This is a genomic window from Kitasatospora sp. NPDC052896, from assembly GCF_044547075.1.
Lineage (GTDB): Bacteria > Actinomycetota > Actinomycetes > Streptomycetales > Streptomycetaceae > Kitasatospora.
Window position 1 is genome coordinate 57,685 of sequence record NZ_JBITZU010000029.1, and the last position, 22,052, is coordinate 79,736.

The 22,052-nt window shown below is 71.9% G+C and carries 19 protein-coding genes; 5 read left to right on the top strand and 14 right to left on the bottom strand.

Annotated features, from left to right (window positions below):
- Positions 1–26: 26 nt before the first annotated feature.
- The 13 genes from ACIGXM_RS33185 to ACIGXM_RS33245 all read right to left on the bottom strand — a co-directional run bounded on the left by ACIGXM_RS33185 (position 27) and on the right by ACIGXM_RS33245 (position 14,899).
- Positions 27–1,037 carry a RimK family alpha-L-glutamate ligase gene (locus ACIGXM_RS33185; protein WP_396567532.1) on the bottom strand — a complete coding sequence of 337 codons (1,011 nt, stop codon included), beginning with the start codon at positions 1,035–1,037 and terminating at the stop codon, positions 27–29.
- A 34-nt stretch (positions 1,038–1,071) separates the two neighbouring features.
- On the bottom strand, positions 1,072–2,244 hold the full coding sequence (locus ACIGXM_RS33190) for an acetyl-CoA carboxylase biotin carboxylase subunit family protein (RefSeq protein ID WP_396567534.1): 1,173 nt from the start codon (positions 2,242–2,244) through the stop codon (positions 1,072–1,074).
- Positions 2,245–2,309: 65 nt separating this feature from the next.
- Positions 2,310–3,329: a TauD/TfdA family dioxygenase gene (locus ACIGXM_RS33195; protein ID WP_396567536.1), complete on the bottom strand. Its 1,020-nt coding sequence runs from the start codon at positions 3,327–3,329 to the stop codon at positions 2,310–2,312.
- Positions 3,326–4,438, bottom strand: a complete 1,113-nt coding sequence (locus ACIGXM_RS33200) for an aspartate kinase (protein WP_396567538.1) — start codon at positions 4,436–4,438, stop codon at positions 3,326–3,328. Before ACIGXM_RS33200 ends, ACIGXM_RS33195 begins: the two co-directional genes overlap by 4 nt.
- A complete protein-coding gene (locus ACIGXM_RS33205; RefSeq protein ID WP_396567540.1) occupies positions 4,435–5,478 on the bottom strand; it encodes an aspartate-semialdehyde dehydrogenase in 1,044 nt (347 codons plus the stop codon). The genes ACIGXM_RS33200 and ACIGXM_RS33205 overlap by 4 nt, the downstream gene beginning before the upstream one ends.
- A 26-nt stretch (positions 5,479–5,504) precedes the next feature.
- Entirely contained in the window at positions 5,505–6,200 is a 696-nt protein-coding gene (locus ACIGXM_RS33210) for an HAD family hydrolase (RefSeq protein WP_396567542.1), read from the bottom strand.
- On the bottom strand, positions 6,197–7,468 hold the full coding sequence (locus ACIGXM_RS33215) for an MFS transporter (RefSeq protein WP_396567544.1): 1,272 nt from the start codon (positions 7,466–7,468) through the stop codon (positions 6,197–6,199). The genes ACIGXM_RS33210 and ACIGXM_RS33215 overlap by 4 nt, the downstream gene beginning before the upstream one ends.
- Before the next feature lie 7 nt (positions 7,469–7,475).
- Positions 7,476–8,906 carry a diaminobutyrate--2-oxoglutarate transaminase family protein gene (locus ACIGXM_RS33220; protein ID WP_396567546.1) on the bottom strand — a complete coding sequence of 477 codons (1,431 nt, stop codon included), beginning with the start codon at positions 8,904–8,906 and terminating at the stop codon, positions 7,476–7,478.
- Complete coding sequence (locus ACIGXM_RS33225) at positions 8,903–10,144, bottom strand: MFS transporter (RefSeq protein ID WP_396567548.1); 1,242 nt, start codon at positions 10,142–10,144, stop codon at positions 8,903–8,905. Before ACIGXM_RS33225 ends, ACIGXM_RS33220 begins: the two co-directional genes overlap by 4 nt.
- Positions 10,122–11,372: an ATP-grasp domain-containing protein gene (locus tag ACIGXM_RS33230; RefSeq protein WP_396567550.1), complete on the bottom strand. Its 1,251-nt coding sequence runs from the start codon at positions 11,370–11,372 to the stop codon at positions 10,122–10,124. The genes ACIGXM_RS33225 and ACIGXM_RS33230 overlap by 23 nt, the downstream gene beginning before the upstream one ends.
- Entirely contained in the window at positions 11,365–12,609 is a 1,245-nt protein-coding gene (locus ACIGXM_RS33235; protein ID WP_396567552.1) for an ATP-grasp domain-containing protein, read from the bottom strand. The genes ACIGXM_RS33230 and ACIGXM_RS33235 overlap by 8 nt, the downstream gene beginning before the upstream one ends.
- Positions 12,606–13,637, bottom strand: a complete 1,032-nt coding sequence (locus ACIGXM_RS33240; protein WP_396567554.1) for a pyridoxal-phosphate dependent enzyme — start codon at positions 13,635–13,637, stop codon at positions 12,606–12,608. Before ACIGXM_RS33240 ends, ACIGXM_RS33235 begins: the two co-directional genes overlap by 4 nt.
- 122 nt (positions 13,638–13,759) lie before the next feature.
- The gene (locus tag ACIGXM_RS33245; protein WP_396567556.1) at positions 13,760–14,899 is read right to left on the bottom strand and encodes a hypothetical protein; all 1,140 of its coding nucleotides are present in this window, start codon (positions 14,897–14,899) and stop codon (positions 13,760–13,762) included.
- Positions 14,900–15,160: 261 nt separating this feature from the next.
- On the opposite strand from ACIGXM_RS33245, the gene ACIGXM_RS33250 reads away from it, so the two are divergent.
- From ACIGXM_RS33250 to ACIGXM_RS33270, 5 genes are all read left to right on the top strand, one after another.
- Positions 15,161–15,655, top strand: a complete 495-nt coding sequence (locus tag ACIGXM_RS33250) for a cobalamin B12-binding domain-containing protein (RefSeq protein ID WP_396567558.1) — start codon at positions 15,161–15,163, stop codon at positions 15,653–15,655.
- A complete protein-coding gene (locus tag ACIGXM_RS33255; RefSeq protein WP_396567560.1) occupies positions 15,652–16,914 on the top strand; it encodes a methylaspartate mutase in 1,263 nt (420 codons plus the stop codon). The genes ACIGXM_RS33250 and ACIGXM_RS33255 overlap by 4 nt, the downstream gene beginning before the upstream one ends.
- A gap of 135 nt (positions 16,915–17,049) precedes the next feature.
- On the top strand, positions 17,050–19,020 hold the full coding sequence (locus tag ACIGXM_RS33260; protein WP_396567562.1) for an FAD/NAD(P)-binding protein: 1,971 nt from the start codon (positions 17,050–17,052) through the stop codon (positions 19,018–19,020).
- A gap of 36 nt (positions 19,021–19,056) precedes the next feature.
- Entirely contained in the window at positions 19,057–20,835 is a 1,779-nt protein-coding gene (locus ACIGXM_RS33265; RefSeq protein ID WP_396567564.1) for an AMP-binding protein, read from the top strand.
- A complete protein-coding gene (locus ACIGXM_RS33270) occupies positions 20,771–20,989 on the top strand; it encodes a bacterioferritin-associated ferredoxin (protein WP_396567566.1) in 219 nt (72 codons plus the stop codon). The genes ACIGXM_RS33265 and ACIGXM_RS33270 overlap by 65 nt, the downstream gene beginning before the upstream one ends.
- 69 nt (positions 20,990–21,058) lie before the next feature.
- Here the strand turns inward: ACIGXM_RS33270 and ACIGXM_RS33275 are convergent, their stop codons facing one another.
- Positions 21,059–22,003, bottom strand: coding sequence for a DMT family transporter (locus ACIGXM_RS33275; RefSeq protein ID WP_396567568.1), 945 nt, complete (start codon positions 22,001–22,003; stop codon positions 21,059–21,061).
- Positions 22,004–22,052: the final 49 nt, after the last annotated feature.

The window sequence follows — 22,052 nt, forward strand, 5'->3', positions numbered from 1 at the left end:
TTACCGGCACCGGCAATGACAGTCCGTCAGGAGAGCCTCCCGGCGGTGCGCAGGGCGGTGATCACGGCGTTGACGGCTTCGGAGGACCTGTCCTCGCCCGTGAGGCGCTGGTGGTAGCCCAGCCCGCCGGGATTCTCCAGGTTGACCTCGATCACATAGGGGAAGGCCAGGTCGACTCCGGCGTAGAAGATGCCGTGGTCCATCATCCGCTTCCCCAGGCTGCGGACGAACTCGTCCTCCTCCGCCGTGAGTTGGAGCGGCTCGTAGCGGGCACCGACGGTGGCGTTGGCCCGGTTGTCGTTCTCCCGGGGGAAGCGGAGGAAGCCGGAGACCGGCGTGTCGCCCGCCACGATCACGCGCTTCTCGTTGCTGCGCACGTTCGGGATGTACGACTGGAGCACGGTGTGCCGCTTGGCCATCCCGATGATGTCGCGACCGTAGCTGGTGTAGCGCGAGGTGGCGTTCCCGGTGGCGGAACTCAGCAGCGCCGAGCGGTTGCGGTCCCGCTCGTTGACGACGAACACGTCGGCGCCACAGCCCTGGTTGGTGGGTTTGACGACCCAGGACCGGTCCGGGGCCGACTCGACCAGCCGGTTGAGGACCTCGTAGTCGTTCGACACGTACGAGACGGGCAGGTGTTCCGGCGGCACCAGCACGCCCAGGTTGATCTTCGTGTTGAGGTAGAAGAGCGCGGCGGCGTCGTTGACGAACGGCACCCGCTGGTTGAGCTGCCAGATCAGCTGGAAGTAGTCGGTGGTCGCCTCGGGGTGGGTGCCGGCCAGCACCCAGACCAGGTCGAACTCCTCCGCCGGGGCGTAGGGTCGGCACAGCGCCCGGAAGTCACCACCGGCGGCGAACTCCTCGGTCAGCCGCACCTGGTCACAGACGATCACGGAGTCGTGCACGCAGAGCGTGTCGATGTCCCCGACGTGGACCTGGTGGCCCTCCTGGTACAGCGCGCTCGGGATGATCGACTGGTTGTCGAAGAGTTTGAACTTGTGCGCCTCGGACACCAGGACGAGGATCTTGTACGGCAAGGGGGTCACCTTTCTCGGGGTTCGGGGGCGGCGGTCAGAGTTCCTGGAGGTTCGCCATCAGCCAGGCCTCGGCCTGGAGCAGGCGCTCCTCCACCTGCGCCGGGTCGGCGCCGCTCACGATGACGAAGCACAGGTGCGAGGCGCTGTGGAGGGTCACCGCGCCGGGTTCGAGCTGGTCGTTCACCTCGTAGTGCCGCACCCACGGGAACGGCGGCCGGTCCGGCACCCGCACCAGCCGGCCCTGCGGCAGGATGGAGACCGAACCGTGCACCTCGGCCGGGGGTGCGGTCGGCGGCGGGTCGACGGGCAGCCCGCAGGACTGGCGGAGCACCGAGGTGTGCAGGTCCACCCCGTAGGTGGCCCGGGTGATCCAGGGGATGCGGTCCCCGCCGACGCGCGAGGCGATCTCGCAGAGCACCAGCTCGTCCTGCGGGGTGTGGAACACCTCGAGGTGGTACGCGCTGACCGGCGGGGTGTCGAAGGCCTCCAGGGTCCGGTCGAGGAACTCCTCCAGCCGCCGGGCGAGTTCGTCCTCCGGACGCAGCTGGACGGAGCCGTTGTTCTGCCCGGAGAACACCCCGAGGCAGCTGCGCAGGTAGCGGGAGGAGGCCACGAACCGGTAGCCGTCGGCCAGCACCGCGTCGACGTGGTACATCCGTCCCTCGACGAACTCCTCGACCATGAGGTCCTCGCGCCAGGGCCGGCGGCTGAACTCCACGAGGTCGTCGTCGTCCCGCAGTACCACGATGTCGCGCGATCCGCCCTGCTTCACCGGCTTGACGACCACCGGGTACCCCGACCCGGCGATGAAGTCGGTCAGTTCGACGACGGTGTCGAGCCGGGCGAAGCGGGCCGTGGCGACCGTGCGGCCGGCGACCTCCTTCATGACCACCTTGTCGCGGAAGGACAGCGCGCTGGCCGGGGACTGGCCGGGGATGCCGAAGTCCTCGCGCATCCGGGCGGCCCGTTCGAGGTCGTACTCGTTGTCCGTGATGATGTGGGTGAACGGCTTCTCCCTGGCCAGCCGACGGATCATCAGCTCCGGGTACGGGACGGCGTCGCAGTCCGCCACGTACTCGTAGCGGGCCAGGCCCTCGGTGTTCTTCAGCTCGTGGTGGCTGAACACCTGCAGCCGGTCGGCCAGTTCCGGGAACATGGCGGGATAATCGAGCCTGGGGCCGTAGTTGAGCACGGCGACGTTGGTCATGGGGAACCGACCTCACGATTCGCGGACGGGCGGACGGACGGGGTTGGGGACGCCGGACACCGGGGTCAGTGGACCCGCCGGTGGCCGGCGGCGACCCGGTGGCGGATGTCCCACTGGTTGCGGCGCACGTAGGTCCGCTGGAGCCAGCGGTCCTGCCCGTCGTAGCGCGCGGTGAACTGCGAACGGGCGTGCAGTCCCTTGCGGTTGTTGATCAGCAGGGCCTGGCCGGGCCGCAGCAGCACCTCGTGGGCCACCTCCCGGCAGGCGCTCTGGAGCCGGTCGAGGGCGGACCGCGCCGCGTCGTCCAGGGCGCGGACACCGTTGGCCGCCGCGGAGACCTCGGGGAAGGCCTCGGGGCCGCTGATCATCGGTACCGGTTCCGACAGCACCTCGGCTCCGCCCGCCACGTCGCGGCAGTAGCTGCCGGGAGCGTTCATCCGGAACAGCGGGCTGCGCAGCGTCCGCAGCGTCCGGTCGTCGAGTGCGCGGCAGATGTCGCGGGCGTCGGCGTAGTAGGTGCCGGCCACCCCCTCGTGGTCGGCACGCAGACAGCTCAGCACGAGGAAGTCGGGGCTGGCCAGGTCGTAGCGGCCGGACGGGTCGTGGACGATGTCGTTGTGGAAGTTGAGGAAGACCGCGGATCCCTGGTTGGTCTGGGTCGTGGCGCCGCCTTCGACGGGGACGACGTCGTGCACCAGCTGGCCGTTCTTCTCGGTGGTGAATCCGACCGGCTCGCCGAGCAGGCCGCTCAGCCCCAGCAGCACTCCTTCGGCCACGTAGGTGGGCTTGTCGGGGCTCGGCCTGCCGTCCCGCGGGGTGCTCGGCAGCCGCTCGTCGACCGGGAGGTTGCGCAGGTGACCGACGCCGGGAGTGTCGGGGTGCCGGCCGAAGTCCAGCATCCGCTGGAGCGTTCGGACCGGCAGCCGGGCGAAGACCTGGTGGTAGCGGGACATCGACCAGTCGATGTCCCGCGTGGGGTCGGGCAGGGTGGCCAGCTCCTCGGCGAGGTCGTCGCGCACGGCGTCCGGCAGCTCGATCTCGGCGAGGGTGGGTTCCGCGGCAACCGCGGAGGCGTGGGCAGTCACGGGTGTCCTCCTGACGACGGTCGGGTGAGCAGGGGCTCGAGGTGGGTGGGAAGGTTGTCGTGGAGCTTCTGGGCGAGCCGCACCGCCGCGTCCTCGTCGGCGGCGACGTGCACGGTGCTCCGGCCGCCGCTGACCTCGATGACGGGGATGCCGACCACGCGGCCGGGGACCAGGCCGTGCCGGCGCTGGCACTCCGCCTGGTCCAGGTAGCCGCCGATCACCGCCACCCGCGGGCCGTCGGCCAGTCGTACGGTGTCCACGCCCTCGGAGCGGAACGCCTCGTGCGCCCGGTCCGCCACTCTCCTGCCGGGGTATTCGAGCACCGTGGAGCGGAGGTTGAGGACCACCGCGTCGGCCGGACCGCCCACCGGGCCGATGACCGTACCCGTCGTGAACGGCGCCCGGTTGTGCCGGCAGACGATCGCGACCCCGTGCTGTTGCGCGAGGGCCACCGCACGCCGGTGCAGCACCTTGGCGCCATGGCTGGACATGGCCGCCGCGGCGGCGTAGGAGACCTGCCGGAGCAGCCGGGTGCCGGCGACCTGGTTCGGGTCGGAGCTGTGGATGCCCTCGACGTCGGAGTGGATCTCGCAGCGGTCGGCGCCGAGGGCGACGGCCACCGCGACCGCCGACAGGTCGGAACTGTTCTTGCCCAGCCAGGTGGGCCGGCCGCGGTCGTCGACGGCCTGTCCTCCGGGGACGACGACCACCTCGTGCCCGGTCAGCGCGTGCCGCAGCGGCGCCGGGTCGATGTGCTCCAGCCGGGCCCACATGAAGGTCCCGTCCGTGGTCAGGCCGACCTGGTGCCCGGAGAGCACGGTGGCCCGCCGGCCGAGTCGGTGCAGCGCGGCCGCCAGCAGCTGGGCGCTGACCGTGTCGGCGAGCGTGAGCAGACCGGCCACCCGCTCGTCCGCGGGCTGCGGATCGACCTCGTACAGCCGCTCCCGCAGCCGCTCGGTCTCCCCCGGCATCGCGCTGACCACGACCGCCAGCGGGCGCTCCTCGGCCTCGAGTCGGTCCGCCAGGGCCCGGGCGAGCTCTCCGTAGGCCGCGGGCGAGCCGAAGCTGGAACCGCCGAACTTGAGCACGGCGGGGCCGGCGGGGGTCACAACACCCCCCGCTCGCCGAGGGCCTCCGCGATCTGGATGGCGTTCAGCGCGGCGCCGATCCGCAGGTTGTCCGCCACCAGCCACAGCCAGAAGCCGCGCGGGTTGTGCGGCGCGACCCGGATCCGGCCGACGTGGACGTGGTCGGGGGCACCGGCGGTGCGCGGCGTGGGGAAGCCGCCGACGACGTCCCGGTCGTGCACGGTGACCTCGGGCAACGCGGCCAGCAGCCGGACGAGTTCGTCCCGGTCGACGACGTCGTGGCACTCGATCCAGGCCGCCTCGGAGTGGCTGTTCAGCACGGGGACGCGGACGCAGGTGGTGGTGACGTCGAGGTGCGGAAGCCCGAGGATCTTGCGGGACTCCTGGAGCATCTTCTGCTCCTCCAGGGTGAACCCGGTGTCGAGCAGCTCGTCGATGAAGGGGATGACGTTGAAGGCGAGGGTGGGGGTGAACTCCTGCGCCGGGGGCTGGGCCAGTGGGTTCTCCAGCGTGATCCGGCTGGCCTCCCGGAGCTCGGCGATGCCCGAGTGGCCCCGACCGGAGGCCGCCTGGTAGGTGCTCACCACGGCCTGTCGGACACCCCACCGGTCCTGGACCGGCCGCAGCAGCCGGACCAGCGGGATGGTCGAGCAGTTGGGGTTGGCGATGACGCCGCTGGTCGGGCGCCGGTCGAGTTCGGCCGCGTTGACCTGCGGGACGACCAGGGGTGTGTCCGGGTCCATCCGGAAGGCGTTGGTGTTGTCGATGACCAGGGCGCCCGCGGCGACCGCGGCGGGGACCCACTTCCGGCTGACGGCGGTGCCGGCGGAGAAGAAGGCGAGGTCGACGGTGGAGAAGTCGAAGGTGTCGAGTGCCCGCACGCGGTACGACCGGCCGTCCACCGCCAGTTCGCGGCCGGCCGAGCGCGCGGAGGCGACCAGGTGCAGGTCCCGGTAGCGGAAGCCGCGCTCCTCGATGAGCTGGATCATGGTGCTGCCGACCGCTCCGGTGGCGCCGACCAGGGCTGTCCGCGGGGCGGTGTCTGCCGGGGTGAGGGGCATGGTCGTTCCTTCCGATCGTTCGTGGTTCACAGCAGCCGGTCCAGCACGGCGCGCAGGGCGTCGGGCCGGTCGGCGACGGGCAGCGGGTCGACGAAGTGGACGGGTGACCCCAGGGCCGCCGCGCCGCCGTCGGCCGTGCGGTCGTCACCGACCATCGCGACGTCCGCGGGTGCCAGGCCCAGGTGTCGGCAGGCGATGCGGAACAGGGCCGGATCGGGCTTCTGGATGCCGTGTTCGAAGGAGAGCACATAGGCGTCCACGTACTCGTCCAGGCCGTGATGGCGGAAGACCGGCCGCAGGTCCCAGCCGATGTTGCTGACCACCACCACGCCGACGCCGCGTTCGCGCAGCCGGGCGAGCACCTCCGCGGTGTCCGGGTAGGGGTGCCAGGCGGGCGCCGTCATGTGGCGTTCGTAGAGCGCGTCGACCAGCTCGGGCCAGGGCAGCCCACTGGCGTGCAGCAGGCCGGTGTACGCCGCGCGGTGCCGCACGACGTCCAGGTCGCGCTCCTGCCACAGCCGCGTCAGCTCGGCGCCGGCGTCGCGCGGTTCGGGGCCGCCGGGCACCGCGCCGAAGTCGAGCAGCCGCCGTGCCCACCGGCGCACCTCGTCCGCGCCGACCTCCCGGTCCGCGCCGGCGAGAACGCCGGACAACCAGCTCTCGGCGTCCTCCAGCCGGAAGAGCGTGCTGGAGAAGTCGAACATGCATCCTTTGACCCTCATGGGTGACCTCCTGTCGTGGCCGGCCGGTCGCCGCCGGACAGCGACGGCAGCCGGTGCTGGAGACTGCGGGCGACCAGGTAGCCGAGCACCGCCGCGAGCGCCGCCAGCGCGGCGATCGTGGTCAGGGCGCTCGGCAGACCGAACGCCTGGGCGAGGAACCCGATCGTGGGCGGGCCGAGCAGGACGCCGGAGTGGCCCAGGGTCGTCGCGGTCGCGACCCCGTCGGAGCCGCCGACCGTCCCGGCCGTGCCCACCGCGATGGGGAAGACGTTGGCGAGACCCAGGCCGGTCACCGCGTACCCCAGGAACACCAGCCACGGCTGGCTGGCCAGGGCCGCCGTGAACATCCCGACGGACGCGGCGAGGCCTCCGGTGACCAGGACCGGGGTGCTGCCCAGCCGTTCCAGCAGGCGGGTTCCGGACATCCGGGAGACCGTCATGGTCAGCGCGAACACGGCGTAACCGGCCGCCGCCGTACCCGGCCCGGTGTGCAGGTCGGTGGAGAGGTGCAGCGAGCCCCAGTCCGCGAGCGCGCCCTCGCCGTACGCCGTGCAGAGGGTGATCAGCCCGTACGCCGTGACGAAGAGCCGTACCCGGCGCGCGGTCGCCCCGGCCCGCCGCCGTCCGGCGCCCGGCCGGTCACCGGGCGTCCCACCGCCGTCGGCCGGCAGCGGCGTGCGCAGCATCTCCCGGCCGGCGAAGGCGGTGACGGCGAGTCCGATCACGGTCAGCAGCAGCAGGTGGCGCTGCGGGCTCAGGTGGGGGGCCAGGAGTCCGCCGAGTCCGGCGCCCACCAGCGCCCCGGCGCTGTAGGCCGCGTGGAAGGTCGGGAGGATCGGGCGCCGGATCCGGGTGGCCAGGTCCACCCCCGCGGTGTTGAAGGCGACGTTGAGCCCGCCGTACCCGGATCCGAACAGCAGGAGGACGAGGCCGAGTTGGAGCGCCGAGTGGGTCAGCGGAGGCAGCGTGACGGAGAGCGACAGCACGGTGGCCGTCACCACCGTCACCCGGCTGGTGCCGAAGCGGCGGCAGAGCCGGCCGGTCACCGTCATGGTGCCGACCGAACCCACCGACACCCCCAGCAGGGCGAGCCCGAGCTCTCCGGCCGAGGCGTGCGCCTGCTCCTTGATCGCGGGGATGCGGACCACCCAACCGGCGAAGACGAAGCCGTCCAGGGCGAAGAAGAGGCTGATCGCCAGGCGCAGCCGGGCCACCGGCAGGGCGGCGACCGCCGGGCCGAGTCGGCCGCCGTCGACGAGCTGGTCCATGGCGGCCTCAGCTCCGCCCGGTCGCATCGGCGGCGAGTGCCGCGCGAAGCGCCCGGTGCAGGATCCGTCCGGCGATGTCGACCTCCTCGGCCGTGCAGTTCAGTGGGGGCAGCAGCCGCAGCACGCCGTCGTCCCGGCCGCCCAGCTCGATGATCAGGCCGCGCAACAGCGCCTCCCGTTGCACCCGCCGGGCGAGCGCGGAGGCGGGCCGACCGGTGCCGGGCTCGGCGAGCTCCACGCCCAGCATCAGACCCAGGCCCCGGACGTCGAAGACCTGGTCGGTCAGCTCCCGCAGGCCTTCCAGGTGACCCAGGAGCTGTTCGGACCGGGCCCGCACGTTGGCCAGCACGCCGTCGCGGCGGACGACCTTCATCGTGGCGACGCCGGCGGCGAAGGCGGCCTGGTTGCCCCGGAAGGTACCGGTGTGCGCTCCGGGCTGCCAGACGTCCAGCCGCTCGTCGTAGAGGATGACGGCGGCCGGCAGGCCCAGCCCGCTCAGCGCCTTGGAGGCGACCACGACATCGGGCTCGATCCCGTACTGCTCGAAGGCGAACCAGGTCCCGGTTCGGCCGCAGCCGGTCTGGACCTCGTCCACGACCAGCGGGATGTCCAGCGCGCGGGTCACCTCGCGCAGGCGCCGGACGAACTCGGCGTCGGCCGGGATCACCCCGCCCTCGCCCTGGACCAGCTCCAGCACGACCGCCGCCGGCAGCGGGATCCCACCGTTCGGGTCGGTGAGTGAACTCTCCAGGTAGCCGGCGCAGTTGACGGCACAGGACGACCGGGTCAGCCCCAGCGGGCAGTGCCGGCAGGACGAGTAGGGGAAGATGTGGACACCGGGCATCCGGCCGCGGATCGGCGCCTTCTGGTCGACCAGCCCGGTCACGGACAGCGTCGCCAGCGTGCTCCCGTGGAAGCCGCCCTGGAAGGAGATCACCTCCTCGCGTCCGGTCGCCGTCTTGCACAGCTTCAGGGCCGCCTCGACCGCGTTGGCGCCGGTCGGCCCACAGAAGTGGATCTTCGCCCGGTCGCGCATCGCCTCAGGGAGCATGCCGAGCGTCAGGTCGGTGAACTCGTCCTTGACCGGGGTGGGGAAGTCCAGGCCGTGGACCAGTTCGCCGAGCTGCTCACGCGCCGCGGCCACCGGCTCGGGCGGGTTGTGGCCCAGTGCGAGGACACCGGCGCCGCTCAGGAAGTCGAGGAAGACGTTGCCGTCGAGGTCCTCCAGGTAGCTGCCGGCGGCGCGGCGGACGGCGATCGGCAACCGCCGTGGGTAGGTGCGGGCGTTGGACTCGCGCCGGCTCTGCCGGGCCAGCAGTTCGGCGCTGCGGGGACCGGGCAGGCCGCCGCTGACGGAGGGCTCCCGGTAGCCGGGGGCCGGGTCGGCGTGGCCCCGGGTTCGCGGGCCTGCCTCGGGAAGGTCGGCGATCGTGGTCACGATCCACTCCACTCGGACGGGGGGACGGGAAGGGCGGCGACGCCTGCTCGGCGGCGGGCCGGCCGAGCGATCGTCACCAGGCCGACGAGGGCCGTGGCGACCAGGCCCTGCACGGCCGCGAGCAGCCAGAAGTGCGCGGGTCCGCCGGAACCGGCGGACGAGTAGAGCCGGCCGCCGACCACTCCGCTGGCGAAGGAGCCGAGACCGAGCGCCAGGCGCTGGCTTCCGACCGCCAGCGTCGGCCGGCCCGGGACGGCCCGGATGGCTTCCAGGTCGTTCTTGAGGAAGATGACGCCCTCGCCCACGCTCATCAGCACCGTGCCGAGGAGGATGAAGGGCACCCCGGGCCGGGTGAAGGCCAGCAACCCGAGCACGAACACCGGGAACGTGATGAGGACGGCGGTGGAGTAGCGCACCCGGCCGATCCACCGCGCCGCCGGGGGCTGGCCGACGATGACCAGCGCGCTGTTGATCACCAGCGCCAGGCTGTAGACGACCGTCGAGTGCCCGGCGGTGATGTAGACGCCCAGGTAGTTCTGGAAGAACCAGAACACGTAGGCGGTCACGAAGGCCACCAGTGCGGGCGGGGTGAGGAAGGCCCTGACCCAGTCACCGCCCCGGCTTCCCCGGGCGGGCGCGGCCGAGCGGCCGGGCGGCAGGATCGCCGCGTGCAACCCGGTCAGCGCCGCGAACATCAGGCTGACCAACGCGAAGACCAGCAGCGGCCACCGTGCGATCAGCAGGCCGGAGATCAGGGTGCCCAGGGCCATTCCGGTGCTCAGTGCCGAGTTGTTGACCGAGAGCAGCACCGGCCGGTGCTCGTCGGAGACCTCCCGCACCAGGTACGCCTTGTTGGCCGGCGAGTAGAAGGCGTCGCCGAGAGCGGTGAGCAGCACCGCGACGACCGCCAGCCGCGGCACGGACAGGCCCGCCAGGAAGAGGGCGAATCCGCAGGTGCGGACGGTCAGTCCGGTCACCATCGAGGTCTTGAGGCCGATCCGCTCGGCGATCAGTCCCCCGCCGAGGGCACCGGAGAACTGCAGGAAGGACGTCACCCCCAGCAGCAGCCCGACGGTGCCCATCGCCATGCCCAGCCGCTCGTGCAGCAGGATCGCCAGGAAGGGCAGCACCATGAAGCTGCCGAGCGGCATGAAGAACGAGGTGGCGAGCAGGAACTTGAGCGTGGTGGGCAGACCGGTCAGGCCGGCCCACAGGTCAGAACGACGGATGCCAGACATCGCCGTCCTCGAACTCGACCCAGTAGGTCCGTGCGATCTCACGCTTGGTCAGCTCCGCCGCGGCGTGGTCCGGTACCCGCAACCAGATCAGCCCGGGCCGCTTGGTGTTGGCGGCCACCGGCAGCGGCACCTCACCCGGCCGGATGCCGATCTCGAAGTCCGCCACGCCCTCGACGGCGCGCAGCAGTTCGGGGTCGGCGGTCCGGCGGACCCGCTTGCGCGGAGGGATCAGCGACACCACCATGCCGACCGCGCTGGACGGCGGCAGGTGGGGGGAGGTCACCTGCTCGCCGCCGGGCAACAGGCTGCGCAGCACGGTGGCGATCTCGTCGACTCCGGTGGCGTGTTCCACCATCCGGAAGATCCGGTAGCCGCCGATCCGGGTCTGCGACTCGATGATCACCGGCCGGCCGTCGGGAGCGACCTTGACCTCGGTGTGGGTGAGACCCCAGGTGTGTCCGATGGCGTCGAGGAAGTCCAGGACCGTACGACTGATGCGCTCGGTGTGCCGGTCGTAGGGGGCCGGCGGCGGCACCGAGACCTCGGTGATGGCGACGTTCGGGTGGCGGGCGAGGCGGCAGAGCGACATCCCGGCGACGGCGTGCCGACCGTTCAGGGTCACCGTCTCGACGCTGTAGAGCTCGTCCCCCTCGACCAGTTCCTCGGCGAGGTAGGAGCCCTGGAGCCAGAACCGGGAGTCGTCCAGCACGGCGCGAAGCTCGTCGGGGGTGGTGATCTGGCGGACGCCGAGGCTGCCCGAACCCGCGACCGGCTTGACGATCAGCGGCAGCCCGTACTGGGCGTGGAACTTCTCCAGGTCGTCGGCGCTCGCGACCGGGGCCCAGCCGAGCGCGAGCTCCGGGTGGCCGGCGAGGATGTCCCGCATCCGGTCCTTGTAGCGGGTGGCCGCCACCGAGGCGAGTGGCAGGCCTCGGATGCCGAGCGCGTCGGCGATGACGGCGCAGCTCTCCAGGCCGAACTCGCCGAACGAGACGGTCGCGTGGAGCGGGTGCTCACGGTGGATCGCGCGGGCGGCCCGCAGGCAGGCCACCACCTGTTGCGCGGGTATCGGGTACACGTGCCGGCAGCGTTCCAGGACGGCCAGCTCGTTCGGTGAGAAGTCGGTGGTGTTCCCGACGAAGCTGACGTCGAAGCCCAGCTCCAGCGCGGTCTCGACCACGCCGGCCCAGCCGCTGAGCACCAGGAGGTGGGGGTTGTGTTCAGTCACGGCCATCGTCGTCCTTCATCCGGATCCGCAGCTCGCCGGCGGCGGACAGCACGTTCTGCAGGGCGAGTTCGGCGGTGGCGCCGGTGGCGAACAGCAGGGCGACGCAGCCGTCCTGGTGCGAGACCGTGCGGACCGTCGTGCCGGCGGCCAGCGCCGGGTAGAGCACGGGGTCGCCCGGGTGCCCGGTCAGTGCGTCCCGGCCCGAGATCCCCAGGAAGACCCCGGGGTGCGGGGCGTAGAGCCGGGCGTGGGCCGCGCCGTGACGCGGGGTCAGCGGCGCGTCCATCAGGGCGGGACGGCGCCGCAGCACCAGGTCGACGAAGGCGGCGTAGGGATCGGCGTCCAGCGTCCGCGAGATCTCCTCACCGATCAGGGCGCCGCCGAGCCGCGGGTTGATCTCGACTACCTCGAACCCGCCGTCGGTCAGGATGAACTCGGTGTGGGCGAAGCCCTCGGTGTAGCCGACGGCCTTGAGCACCTGCTCGATCCACCGCTCGGCGTCCTCCGCCATCGCGGCGGGCAGCGCGACCGGGAAGCCCAGTGCCTCCTCGCGGAACACCGGTGGTGCGGAGAGGACGCGGCTGCTGACGCCGATCACCCGGGTCCGGCCCTCCCAGGTGAGGGTCTCGATGCTGTACAGCGGGCCGAGGACGTAGGGCTCGGCCGCCAGTCGCCCGCGCAGGGTCGAGCGCCGGGCCGTGTGCAGCACGGTGGTGAGCTCGTCGAGGGTGCGGGCCAGCCAGACGTGCTTGCTCCCGGTGCCCGCGCTGTCCTTGACGACCAGCGGCAGCCCGACCCGCGCGGCCACGCCGGCGGCGTCGTCCACCGGGCCGATGGAGCAGCCGTCGGCCCGGGACAACCCATGCTCGTACAGGCGCCGGCGCAGTTGTTCCTTGTCGCGGACCAGGCGGACGCACGCGGGATCCTGTCCGGCGAGCCCCAGCTCCTCACGGACCGCGAGGGAGACCAGGCTCCACGTGTCGGTGGTGCTGACCAGGCCCGCCACGTCGCCGATCTCGCGGACCTTGTCGACCACCTCCGCCACGTCGTGGGTGTTCACGTCGTGGACGGCGAGGTGGGCGGTGTCCAGCATGGCGAGTTCGTACAGGTACTCCGACCGGTCGCAGGTCAGGAGGTGGACGGTCAGGCCCTCCGCGGCGGCCGCGGCCACCAGCCGGCCCAGGCCGAACTGCAGCCACTCCAGGGCGATGACGTTCCGACCCGAGGGCGTGTTCACAGGGCGTCCTCCTTGACGTGGGGGTGGAAGGAACGGCGGCTCCAGTCCATGACCGACCAGGGCAGGGCCAACTGGTCCAGCGAGTCGATGCACCTGGGCGCCTGCTCCGGCACGCTCGCGGCGCCCCCGGCGCTCCGGGCGTAGACGTTCCGCGCGTAGCGGTGCCCGGTGTCGGCGGCGACGAAGACGCAGGGGCGCTCGGAGTCGCGGGCGGCCTCCCAGCGCGCGGCGAGGTAGTTGCAGCCCGAGGAGAGCCCGGCGTAGACGGCGTGCCGGCGGAACAGGTCGGTCGTGGCGGCCACGGCGCTGTCGAAGTCGATCCAGTGCACCCGGTCGTAGAGCTCGTAGCGCACGTTGCGCATGACGATCGGGCTTCCGATCCCGGAGATGCTGGCCACCGGGTCGGCGACCGGATCGCTGCCGAAGGTGACGCTCTCGAAGGGCTGGACGCCGACGAGTTGGACGTCGTCGTTGAGTTCACGCAGGTAGCTGGTCAGGCCGCCGGTCGAGGCGCCGGTACCGACACCGCCGACCAGGGTGAACGGCTCGCCACCGAACTCCTTCTGCAGCAGTTCGGCGCACTCGCGGTAGCCGAGGTAGTGGATGCCGTCGTGGTACTGCTGCATCCAGTGCACGTCGGGCTCGGTCTCGAGGATGCGCGCGACCCGGTCCAGGCGTGCGCGTTGGTCCATCTTGTCGACCAGCGGCCCCGGCGGGATCTCCACCTGGTCGACCTCGGCCCCGAGCATCTCGAACTGCCGGCGCACGTCGTCGTCGACCTTGGTCGAGCAGACGATCCGGCATTTCATTCCGTATTTGTGGCAGGCCAGCGCGAGCGAATACCCGTACGTTCCGCTGGAGCTGTCCATCAGCGTGTCGCCCGGTTTGACGACTCCGGTCGCCAGGAGTTTCCGGACCGCTTCGAGAGCCGAATAGAGCTTCATCATCTCGAAACGCAGGACATGGATATTTCCTTCCAGCCGGACCACATCCGGCTGCTTCATCGCGTCCGCGATGTGATCGAACACGTCCCCATCCTGTTCTGTCGTCAAGGCACGCACGGGAATGTCCCGACCCGCCGTCCGTGCGCGAAGGGAGGACGCGGCCGGCGCCGGGGAACGCCGGCCGCGTCTCTTTCCGGGGCGGGCGGTCAGACGGCCGCGGGAACCGCGGCGCCGGCGGCGATACCGAAGGTGCGGTGCGCGGTGCGGGTGATGAGGAAACGGATGTCCTCGTCGGACAGGCCGCTGGCCTTGGCGTTGGCGATGTGCCGGGCGAGCGGCTGCGAGCCCGCCGCGACCACGCCGTTCTCCTCGTACCACAGCCCGTTGTCGCCGGTGTGGTGCAGCGGGCGGCCACCCAGCCGGGCGGAGTCGCACCGGTCGGTCATGATCATCGCGTTCCGCGGGCCCATCAGCTGGACGGCGCGGGCGGCGAGGGCCAGGTCCACGTGCTCGCCGTCGAAGTTGATGCAGGCGGCGATGCGGCAGTTGACCGCCTGGCGGATGATCGCGCCGGGCACCGGTCCGGCCACCTCGCTGATGTTGTCCAGGGTCCAGTTCGGCACGTCGTACGACTCGATGACGCGGTCACGCTCCCGGCGGGCCCGCTCGGTCCGGAAGGCGTGCCGGATGTTCAGCGGCATGTCGTTGAACAGGTGGTCGGTGGTCACCCGGACGCCGGTGCCGTTCCACTCCGACTGGTACGCCGTCTCCACGATGGCGTCGACGGTGTCCGCGCTGCGTCGCGGGTCGTCGCGGGTGAAGTGGCCGAGCGCCGGACGCACGCCGTGGGCCAGGAGCGTCGGCACGATCCAGGAGAAGTCGCTGGTGCGCAGGTTCGGGTCGTCCTGGAGGACAGACTCCGGGGAGAAGGCGTCGGGCGAGACGACCGTGTAGACCAGGCCGTGGTCGCCCAGTCCGGCCAGCCGCTCCCACTCCTGCCGGCTCGGCGCCCAGACGGTGGACGTCGGGGTGCCGCCGCGGTGCGAGAGCAGCGGGCCTTCGAGCGCCACGCCCGGCACGTGCGGAAGCAGTCCGTCCGCACGCATGCTCGCGTAGTTCCGCATGAACTCCTCGAACTCGCCCAGGCGGTCGCGGTGCAGGTACATCGTCGGCAGGGCGAGGACGCCCTCGGTCGCGCACCACTGGTCGAGCCGGGCCAGGTCCACGCGGGTGAAGTCGGAGAAGTCCACGTCCCCGAATCCGTGACAGTGCACCTCCACCGGGCGCATGCCGTCCTCGTCCGCCTGGAACGGCTCCACACCGGACGCCGCTGCGATCGAACTCATCGTCAAAGCTCCTCTTCGGTCTGGGGGGTCGTCTCGATTCTGCGGCGCCGGAAGGCTCGGTATCCAGCCCGGAACTCGGTCATGATGCTGCATTGCAGCATCATGAGGGAGTGGCGAGCGGCGACTTCAGGGATATTCTCGCTGGGCCGGCCGACGAACCTTCGGCACGACGGCCGAACGAGCCGACCGCCGGCGCTGGTACGGACATCGGCCGCGCGCTCTTGCCGGCCCCTCCCTCTCATTCCACAGGAGTGAACCTCCATGTCCTCACCTACGGTCGTATCCGACCGGGAATTCATGACGCCCCGCCGCCGCACCCTGGTCACCAGCGTTTCTTCCGATTCCCACACCTGGAATCTGGTCTATTTGCAGCTGTTGCTGGAGGAGCTGGGCCATCAGGTGCACAACGTCGGCGCCTGCGTGCCGGACGACCTCCTGATCGAGGAGTGCCGCCGACACCGCCCCGACCTGGTCGTGGTCAGCAGTGTCAACGGGCACGGCTTCCTGGACGGGCGCCGCCTGATCACCAGGCTGCGACGGGAGCCGGACCTGGCACGGCTGCCGGTCGTGATCGGCGGCCGGCTCGGCACGGAGGGCGCCGCCGAGGGGACGTACGGACCCGAGCTGTTGGCGGCGGGATTCACCGACGTCTTCGAGGGCGACAACGCCGTCCGGGACTTCCGGGCCTACCTGATGATGACTCAACTCCCCTCGCTCCCAGCGCGGTTGCCGGCCATGGCGGGGGCCGCCGCGTGAGCGGTTCCGACCGGCGCCCCTTCGTGCCGACCGCACCGCCCTTCGGGGCGGCGATCGCCGCGGCCAGGGCGGCAGGCGAGCTGGTGGTCCAGCCCCGGATGGGCTTCGCCACCGTACCGGCCATGCGCCGCGGTCTGGAGGCGGTCCGCGACGTGCCGGCCCGCACCGTCGGCACCATCACCCTGGACAGCTACACCCGGGTCGGCGACCACGCCTCCGCGCGCCACGCGCTCGACCGTGGAAGCAACCTCAACGGCTACCCCCTCGTCACGCACGGGCCGGACACCACAAGGGAGTTGACCGCCAATCTGGACGGCGGAGGGCGGTTCGCCGTCCAGGTGCGCCACGGCTCGTCGCTGCCGCTGGACATCTTCCGGGTGCTGCTCGACTCCGGGCTCGACGCCACCGAGGGCGGCCCGGTCTCGTACTGCCTGCCCTACAGCCGTACCCCACTGGTGCGTTCGGTGGACGCCTGGGCGCGCTGCTGCGAACTGTTGGCCACCCGCTCGCCGACGGCTCACCTGGAGAGCTTCGGCGGCTGCCTGCTGGGTCAACTCTGCCCACCCAGCCTGCTGGTGGCGATGACCGTGCTGGAAGGCCTGTTCTTCGAGCAGCACGGGCTGCGCGACATCTCGCTCAGCTACGCCCAGCAGACCGACTTCGAACAGGACCGGGCGGCCGTCGCGGCGTTGCGCCGGCTGGCCGGCGAGATGCTCACCGAGGCCTCCTGGCACATCGTCCTCTACACGTACATGGGCGTCTTCCCGAGGAGCGAGGCCGGCGCGCTGGCCCTGCTGCGGCAGAGCGCGCTGCTCGCCGCCCGCACCGGTGTGGAGCGGCTGATCGTGAAGACCGCCGCGGAGGCGTACCGGATACCCACCGTCGAGGACAACGTCCGGGCGCTGCGGGAGGCAGCCCGGGCGGCGGCAGACGCGGACCCTCCGGACACCGCGGCCGACGACGGGGTGTACGAGGAGGCCAGGACCCTGGTGGAGGCGGTGCTCGCCCTCCACCCGGACGTCGGCCGGGCCCTCACCACGGCCTTCGCCCGCGGCTACCTGGACGTCCCGTACTGCCTGCACGCCGACAACGCCCAGCGTTCCCGCAGCTACATCGACGGTGACGGGCGGCTGCGCTGGTTCTCCGTGGGGCTCATGCCGATCAGCGCCCAGGCCCCACGCGGCAGTTCCCGGCTCCGCGCGGACGACCTGCTCGGCATGCTCTCGCACGTCCAGTCCACGTTCGACCGGGCCGCGTAGGCCCGGGCCCGGGCCGGACCTGCGCCGCGCCCGCGCGACCCTCCCCGTTCCCCGACCGCTTCCGCTCCGTGTTCCCCGACCGCTTCCGGTCCACGCGGCCCGCGCCGCGATCCATCCGGCACAAGGAGAATCGCAGTGAACAGCTCCATACCACCGCTCAGTCCCTACACCATCGCCGTCGTCGGCACCGGACCCCGGGGCATCTCCGTCCTGGAGCGCCTCGCCGTGCTGCTGCGCGAGGGCGCCGCCGGACCTCGTCCGGTCCACATCTACGCGATCGACGCCGTGGAGGTCGGGGCCGGGCGGGTCTGGCGGACCGACCAGGACGACTGGTTCACGATGAACACCGTCATCGGGCAGGTCACCATGTTCTCCGGTGAGCCGGACGGTGGCCGCGCCCGCCCCGGCGCCGGGCCCTCGCTCGGCGAGTGGCTGGCCGAGCACGCGCCGGACGCCAGCGACCGCCCGGCCCTCGGTCCGGACGACTTCGCCTCCCGGCGGGACTACGGACGCTACCTGAGGTTCGTCTACCGCACCATCACCGACGAACTGCCCCCGCACGTCCGGCTGATCCCGCTGCGGGCGCGGGTGACCGCCGTCCGACCGGGGCTCGGGGACGGCTACCGGCTGACCCTGGACGAGTCCCGGACGCTCGCGGCGGACAAGGTCGTGCTGGCCACCGGACACCCCAGGAACGAACCGGACGAGTTCGACCGGGCCATGATCCGGTTCGCCGGGACCCGGCCCGGGATCGCCTATCTGTGCGGCGACTCGGCCGCGGAGCTGGACCTCGACACCGCGGTCCGCCCCGGAACCACCGTCGCGATCCGCGGCTTGGGACTGTCCTTCTACGACGTCCTGCTGTCGCTGACGGTGGGCCGCGGCGGCGAGTTCGTCCGTGACCGGCACGGAAGCCTGCGCTACCGGCCCAGCGGACGCGAGCCGCACGTCGTGGCGGCCTCGCGCAGCGGGCTGCCGATCCCGGCGCGTGGACGCAACCAGAAGGCCCCCGGTTACGTCCACCCGGCGCGGTTCCTCACCCAGGAGGCCCTGGCGGCGGCCCGCGCCCGGCGTCACGCGGCGACCGGCAGCACCCGGCTCGACTTCGAACAGGACCTGCTGCCGCTGCTGCTCAAGGAGATCGAGCACGTCTTCTACACCACCCACGTGCGGGCCGCCGCCGGCGCCGAGCAGGCGGCGGAGTTCGCCCACCGGCACGCCGAGTTGCTCGCCTCGGGCGAGGACACCTCGGTGCTGCTCAAGGAGGCGGGTCTGGAGTCCGTCCCCGCTCCGGACCTGTGGGCGCTGGCCCGCCCCTTCGCGGGCGAGTACTTCCCGAGCCACCAGGCCTGGCAGCAACGCCTGTCCGCGGTTCTGCGCCATGACCTCGACCAGGCCGCGCTGGGCACCCTGGACGGTCCGCTGAAGGCGGCGCTGGACGCCCTGCGGGACCTCCGTGGCATCGTGCGGCAGGCCGTCGACTACGGCGGCCTGCTGCCCGAGTCGCACCGTGACGCGTTCCTCGGCCGGTACGCGCCGGTCAACGCCCTGCTCTCGGCCGGCCCGCCGATGGTCCGCACCGAGCAACTGATCGCGCTGATGGAGCAGGGCCTGGTCGAGATCGTGGGGCCGGACGCCCGGTTCGGCACGGACCAGGCGGCCGGACGGTTCGTGGTCGGCTCCCCGCAGGTGGCCGGCTCCGAGCGGACCGCCGAGGTACTGATCGACGCGCGCATCCCCACGCCGAACCTGCCCCGGGACAGCTCGCCGCTCACCCGCCAGCTGCTGAGCGCCGGCGTGGTCCGCGAGTTCGTCAACTCCGACACCGCTTCCGGCACCCGGTACGCCACCGGCGGGCTCGACGTCGTCCAGGGGTCCTTCCGGGTGCGGGACGGCGCCGGGCGGGTGCACTCGGGGCTCTACGCCCTGGGCATCCCCACCGAGCACGTGCGCTGGTTCACCCAGATCGGCAACGGCCGCCCCGGGGTGGCCACCGACTTCCTGAAGGTCGCCGACACCGTCGCCAGGGAGCTGCTCGCCCCGCTGGCGGAGCGGCCCACCGAACCGGCCGTCCTGGTGGGCCACGAGACCGGTGCCCACCACTGAAAAGCAGCAGTCACCGCACGAAAGGCACCGCCGGCAATGACTCCTCACACGGCAACGACTCCTCACGACCAGGACGCCACCCGGGCGTTCCGGACGGCGCGTGACGTCCTCCTGGAACACCGGGACGATCTCGCCACTGCCCGCCGCCTGTTCCGGTGGCCGAGGCCGGACCGCTTCAACTGGGCGCTCGACTGGTTCGACGCGGTGGCCCGCGACAACTCCCGGCCCGCGCTGCGGGTGTTGGGGCCCGACGGCCACACCGACCACTCCTTCGACACCATGGCCCGCCGCTCCGACCAGGTGGCGGCCTGGCTGCAGGGGCTGGGCGTGGCCCGCAAGGACCCGCTGCTGCTGCTCCTCGACAACCGGGTGGAGCTGTGGGAGGTGATGCTCGCCGCCATCAAGCTGGGCGCGGTCATCGTCCCGACCTACACCACGACCACCCCGGCCGAGCTGGCCGACCGGGTCCACCGGGCGGGCATCCAGCACGTCGTGGCCGCCGCCGACCTGGTGGACCGCTTCGCGGACGTCCCCGGCGACTGGACGCGGATCGCGGTGGGCGCCCCACGAGCCGGCTGGCTGCCGTACACCGACTCCGCCACGGCCCCGGCCGACTTCACCCGGCAGGGGCACTCGCTGGCCGACGACCCGCTGTTCTGCTACTTCACCTCGGGCACCACCTCGCGGCCGAAGATGGTCTCGCACACCCACCTCAGCTACCCCGTCGGCCACCTGTCGGGGATGTACTGGAACGGCGTGCGCCCGGGCGACTTCCACCTGAACGTCTCCGCACCGGGCTGGGCCAAGCACGCCTGGAGCTCCTTCTTCGTGCCGTGGAACGCCGAGGCCACCGTGGTCGCCCTGGCCGAGCCGCGCCCCGGGCCGGCCGCGGTCCTCGCCGCGCTCCGGCGGGGCGGGATCACCACGCTCTGCGCTCCCCCGACCGTGTGGCGCGGCATGGTCCGCGAGGGGCTGGGAGAACGGCCCGTGGGGCTCCGGGAGGCCACCGCCGTCGGGGAGTCGCTGGAGCCCGCGCTGTTCCACACCGTGCGGCAGGCGTGGGGCCTGTCGGTCCGGGACGGCTTCGGCCAGACGGAGACGACCGCCCAGATCGGCAGTCCCCCGGGCCGCGAGGCCGTCCCGGGACGGATGGGCTGGGCGCTGCCGGGCTACCAGCTGGTGCTGATCGACCGGGAGACCGGCCAGGAGGTGCCCGACGGCACCCCGGGCGAACTCTGCGTCCGGCTGTCGCCACGCCCGGCCGGCATGATGACGGGCTACTCGGGCGATCCCGAGCGCACCGCCCGCGCGTTCGAGGGCGACCTCTACCACACGGGCGATCTGGTGGTGCGCCACGACGACGGCAGCTACGGCTACGTCAGCCGGACCGACGACATGTTCAAGTCGTTCGACCACCGGATCTCGCCGCTGGAGCTCGAACGCGCCCTGCTGCGGGACCCGTTGGTCGCGGACGTCGCGGTGGTGGCGATCCCGCACCCGGTGGGGCTGTGGGAGCCGAAGGCGTTCGTGGTCCTTGCCCGCGGCCACGCCCCGGGCCCGGAGAGCGCCGACACCGTCTTCCGCCGCGCGGTCGAGGAGCTGCCGCGCGAGAAGTGGGTCCGGGTGCTGGAGTTCGTCGACCGCCTGCCGCTGACGCCCTCCGGCAAGATCCGCCGAGCCGAGCTGCGGGACCGGCCCGAGGTGCCGGGCCTGGTCCACCGACTGTCGACCACCGAGGAAGGAGAGGCTGATGGAGGAGCACACGGAGCAGTCGAGCCCACTGTTGTGCCTGTGCGCGCGGGTCACCGAGCGTGAGGTGATCGCCGCCCTGGAGCGCGGCGCGGACGACCTGTCGTCCGTTCGCGAGGCGACCGAGGCGAACACCGGGTGCGGCGACTGCGCCGACGACATCGAGGACCTGATCGCCGAGCACCAGGAGCGGAGCACCCTGCGCAGCGCGTCGAACTGAACCGGCAGCGCCGGTCGGATGTCACCGTGGGGCTGGGGAGCCGGGCCGAGTGCCCGGCTCCCCAGCCGTTCAGCGCCGGACACGGTTGGCGAGGAAGGTGCCGGCCGTGGCGAGGACGAGCCCGCCGAGGGTGAGCGGACCGAAGTCCTGACCGAGCAGCAGCGCGCCCAGGCCGGCCGTGCTCATCGGGACCAGATAGAACAGGCTGCTGACCTGGCTCGTCCCGTGCCGTTGCAGCAGGTGGTAGAGGAGGCCGACGCCGACGATGGAGTTGATCAGCGCGGTCCACAGCAGCACGGGCCAGTACGACGCGGCGAAGTGCACGTCCCAGCCCTCCACCAGGAGCGCGGGCACCAGCACCACCAGCGAGGCGGCGAGGAGTTGCACGGCATTGCCGCTGACCGGCTCCATCCGCCCGCAGAACCGCTTCTGGTAGACCGTGCCGAAGGAGATGCCGAGCAGTCCCAGCACGAGGAAGCCCAGGCCCAGCAGGTAGCCCCCGGACAGCTGGATCCGGTCGGCGACCGCCAGCGCCACACCGCCGAGCCCCAGCGCCAGGCCCAGGTACTGGCCGGCCGAGACCCGCTCGCCGAGCAGCGGCACCGCGAGCAACGAGGCGGCCAACGGGTAGAGGGCGATGATCAGCGCCGCCAGTCCGGAGGGCACTCCCAGGTTCATCCCCATGTAGATGCTGGAGAACTGCACCGCCTGGACGAGTGTGCCGGCAACGGCCAGGTGCAGCAGTCGGCGCCCCCGGGGCAGCCGTTCGCGACGGATCCCGGCGATGACCAGCAGGACGACGCCCGCGATGGCGAAACGTAATGTCGCGAAGGTGTAGGGCGACGCGTACCGCAGCCCGATCTTGCCGGAGATGAAACCGGAACTCCAGACCACCACGAGCGCCACCCGGGCCGTCAGGTCGGCCCCGCGGTTGGGCCGTGCGGCCGGTTCCGGGGCACCGCCCGGGGCTGCGGGCTGCGCGGGACTCTCGAGGGACGGGGTCGGCTTCAGCATGTCTGACACTCCCTAGTGTTCGATAAAAAGCACTCTAGAACAGAATATC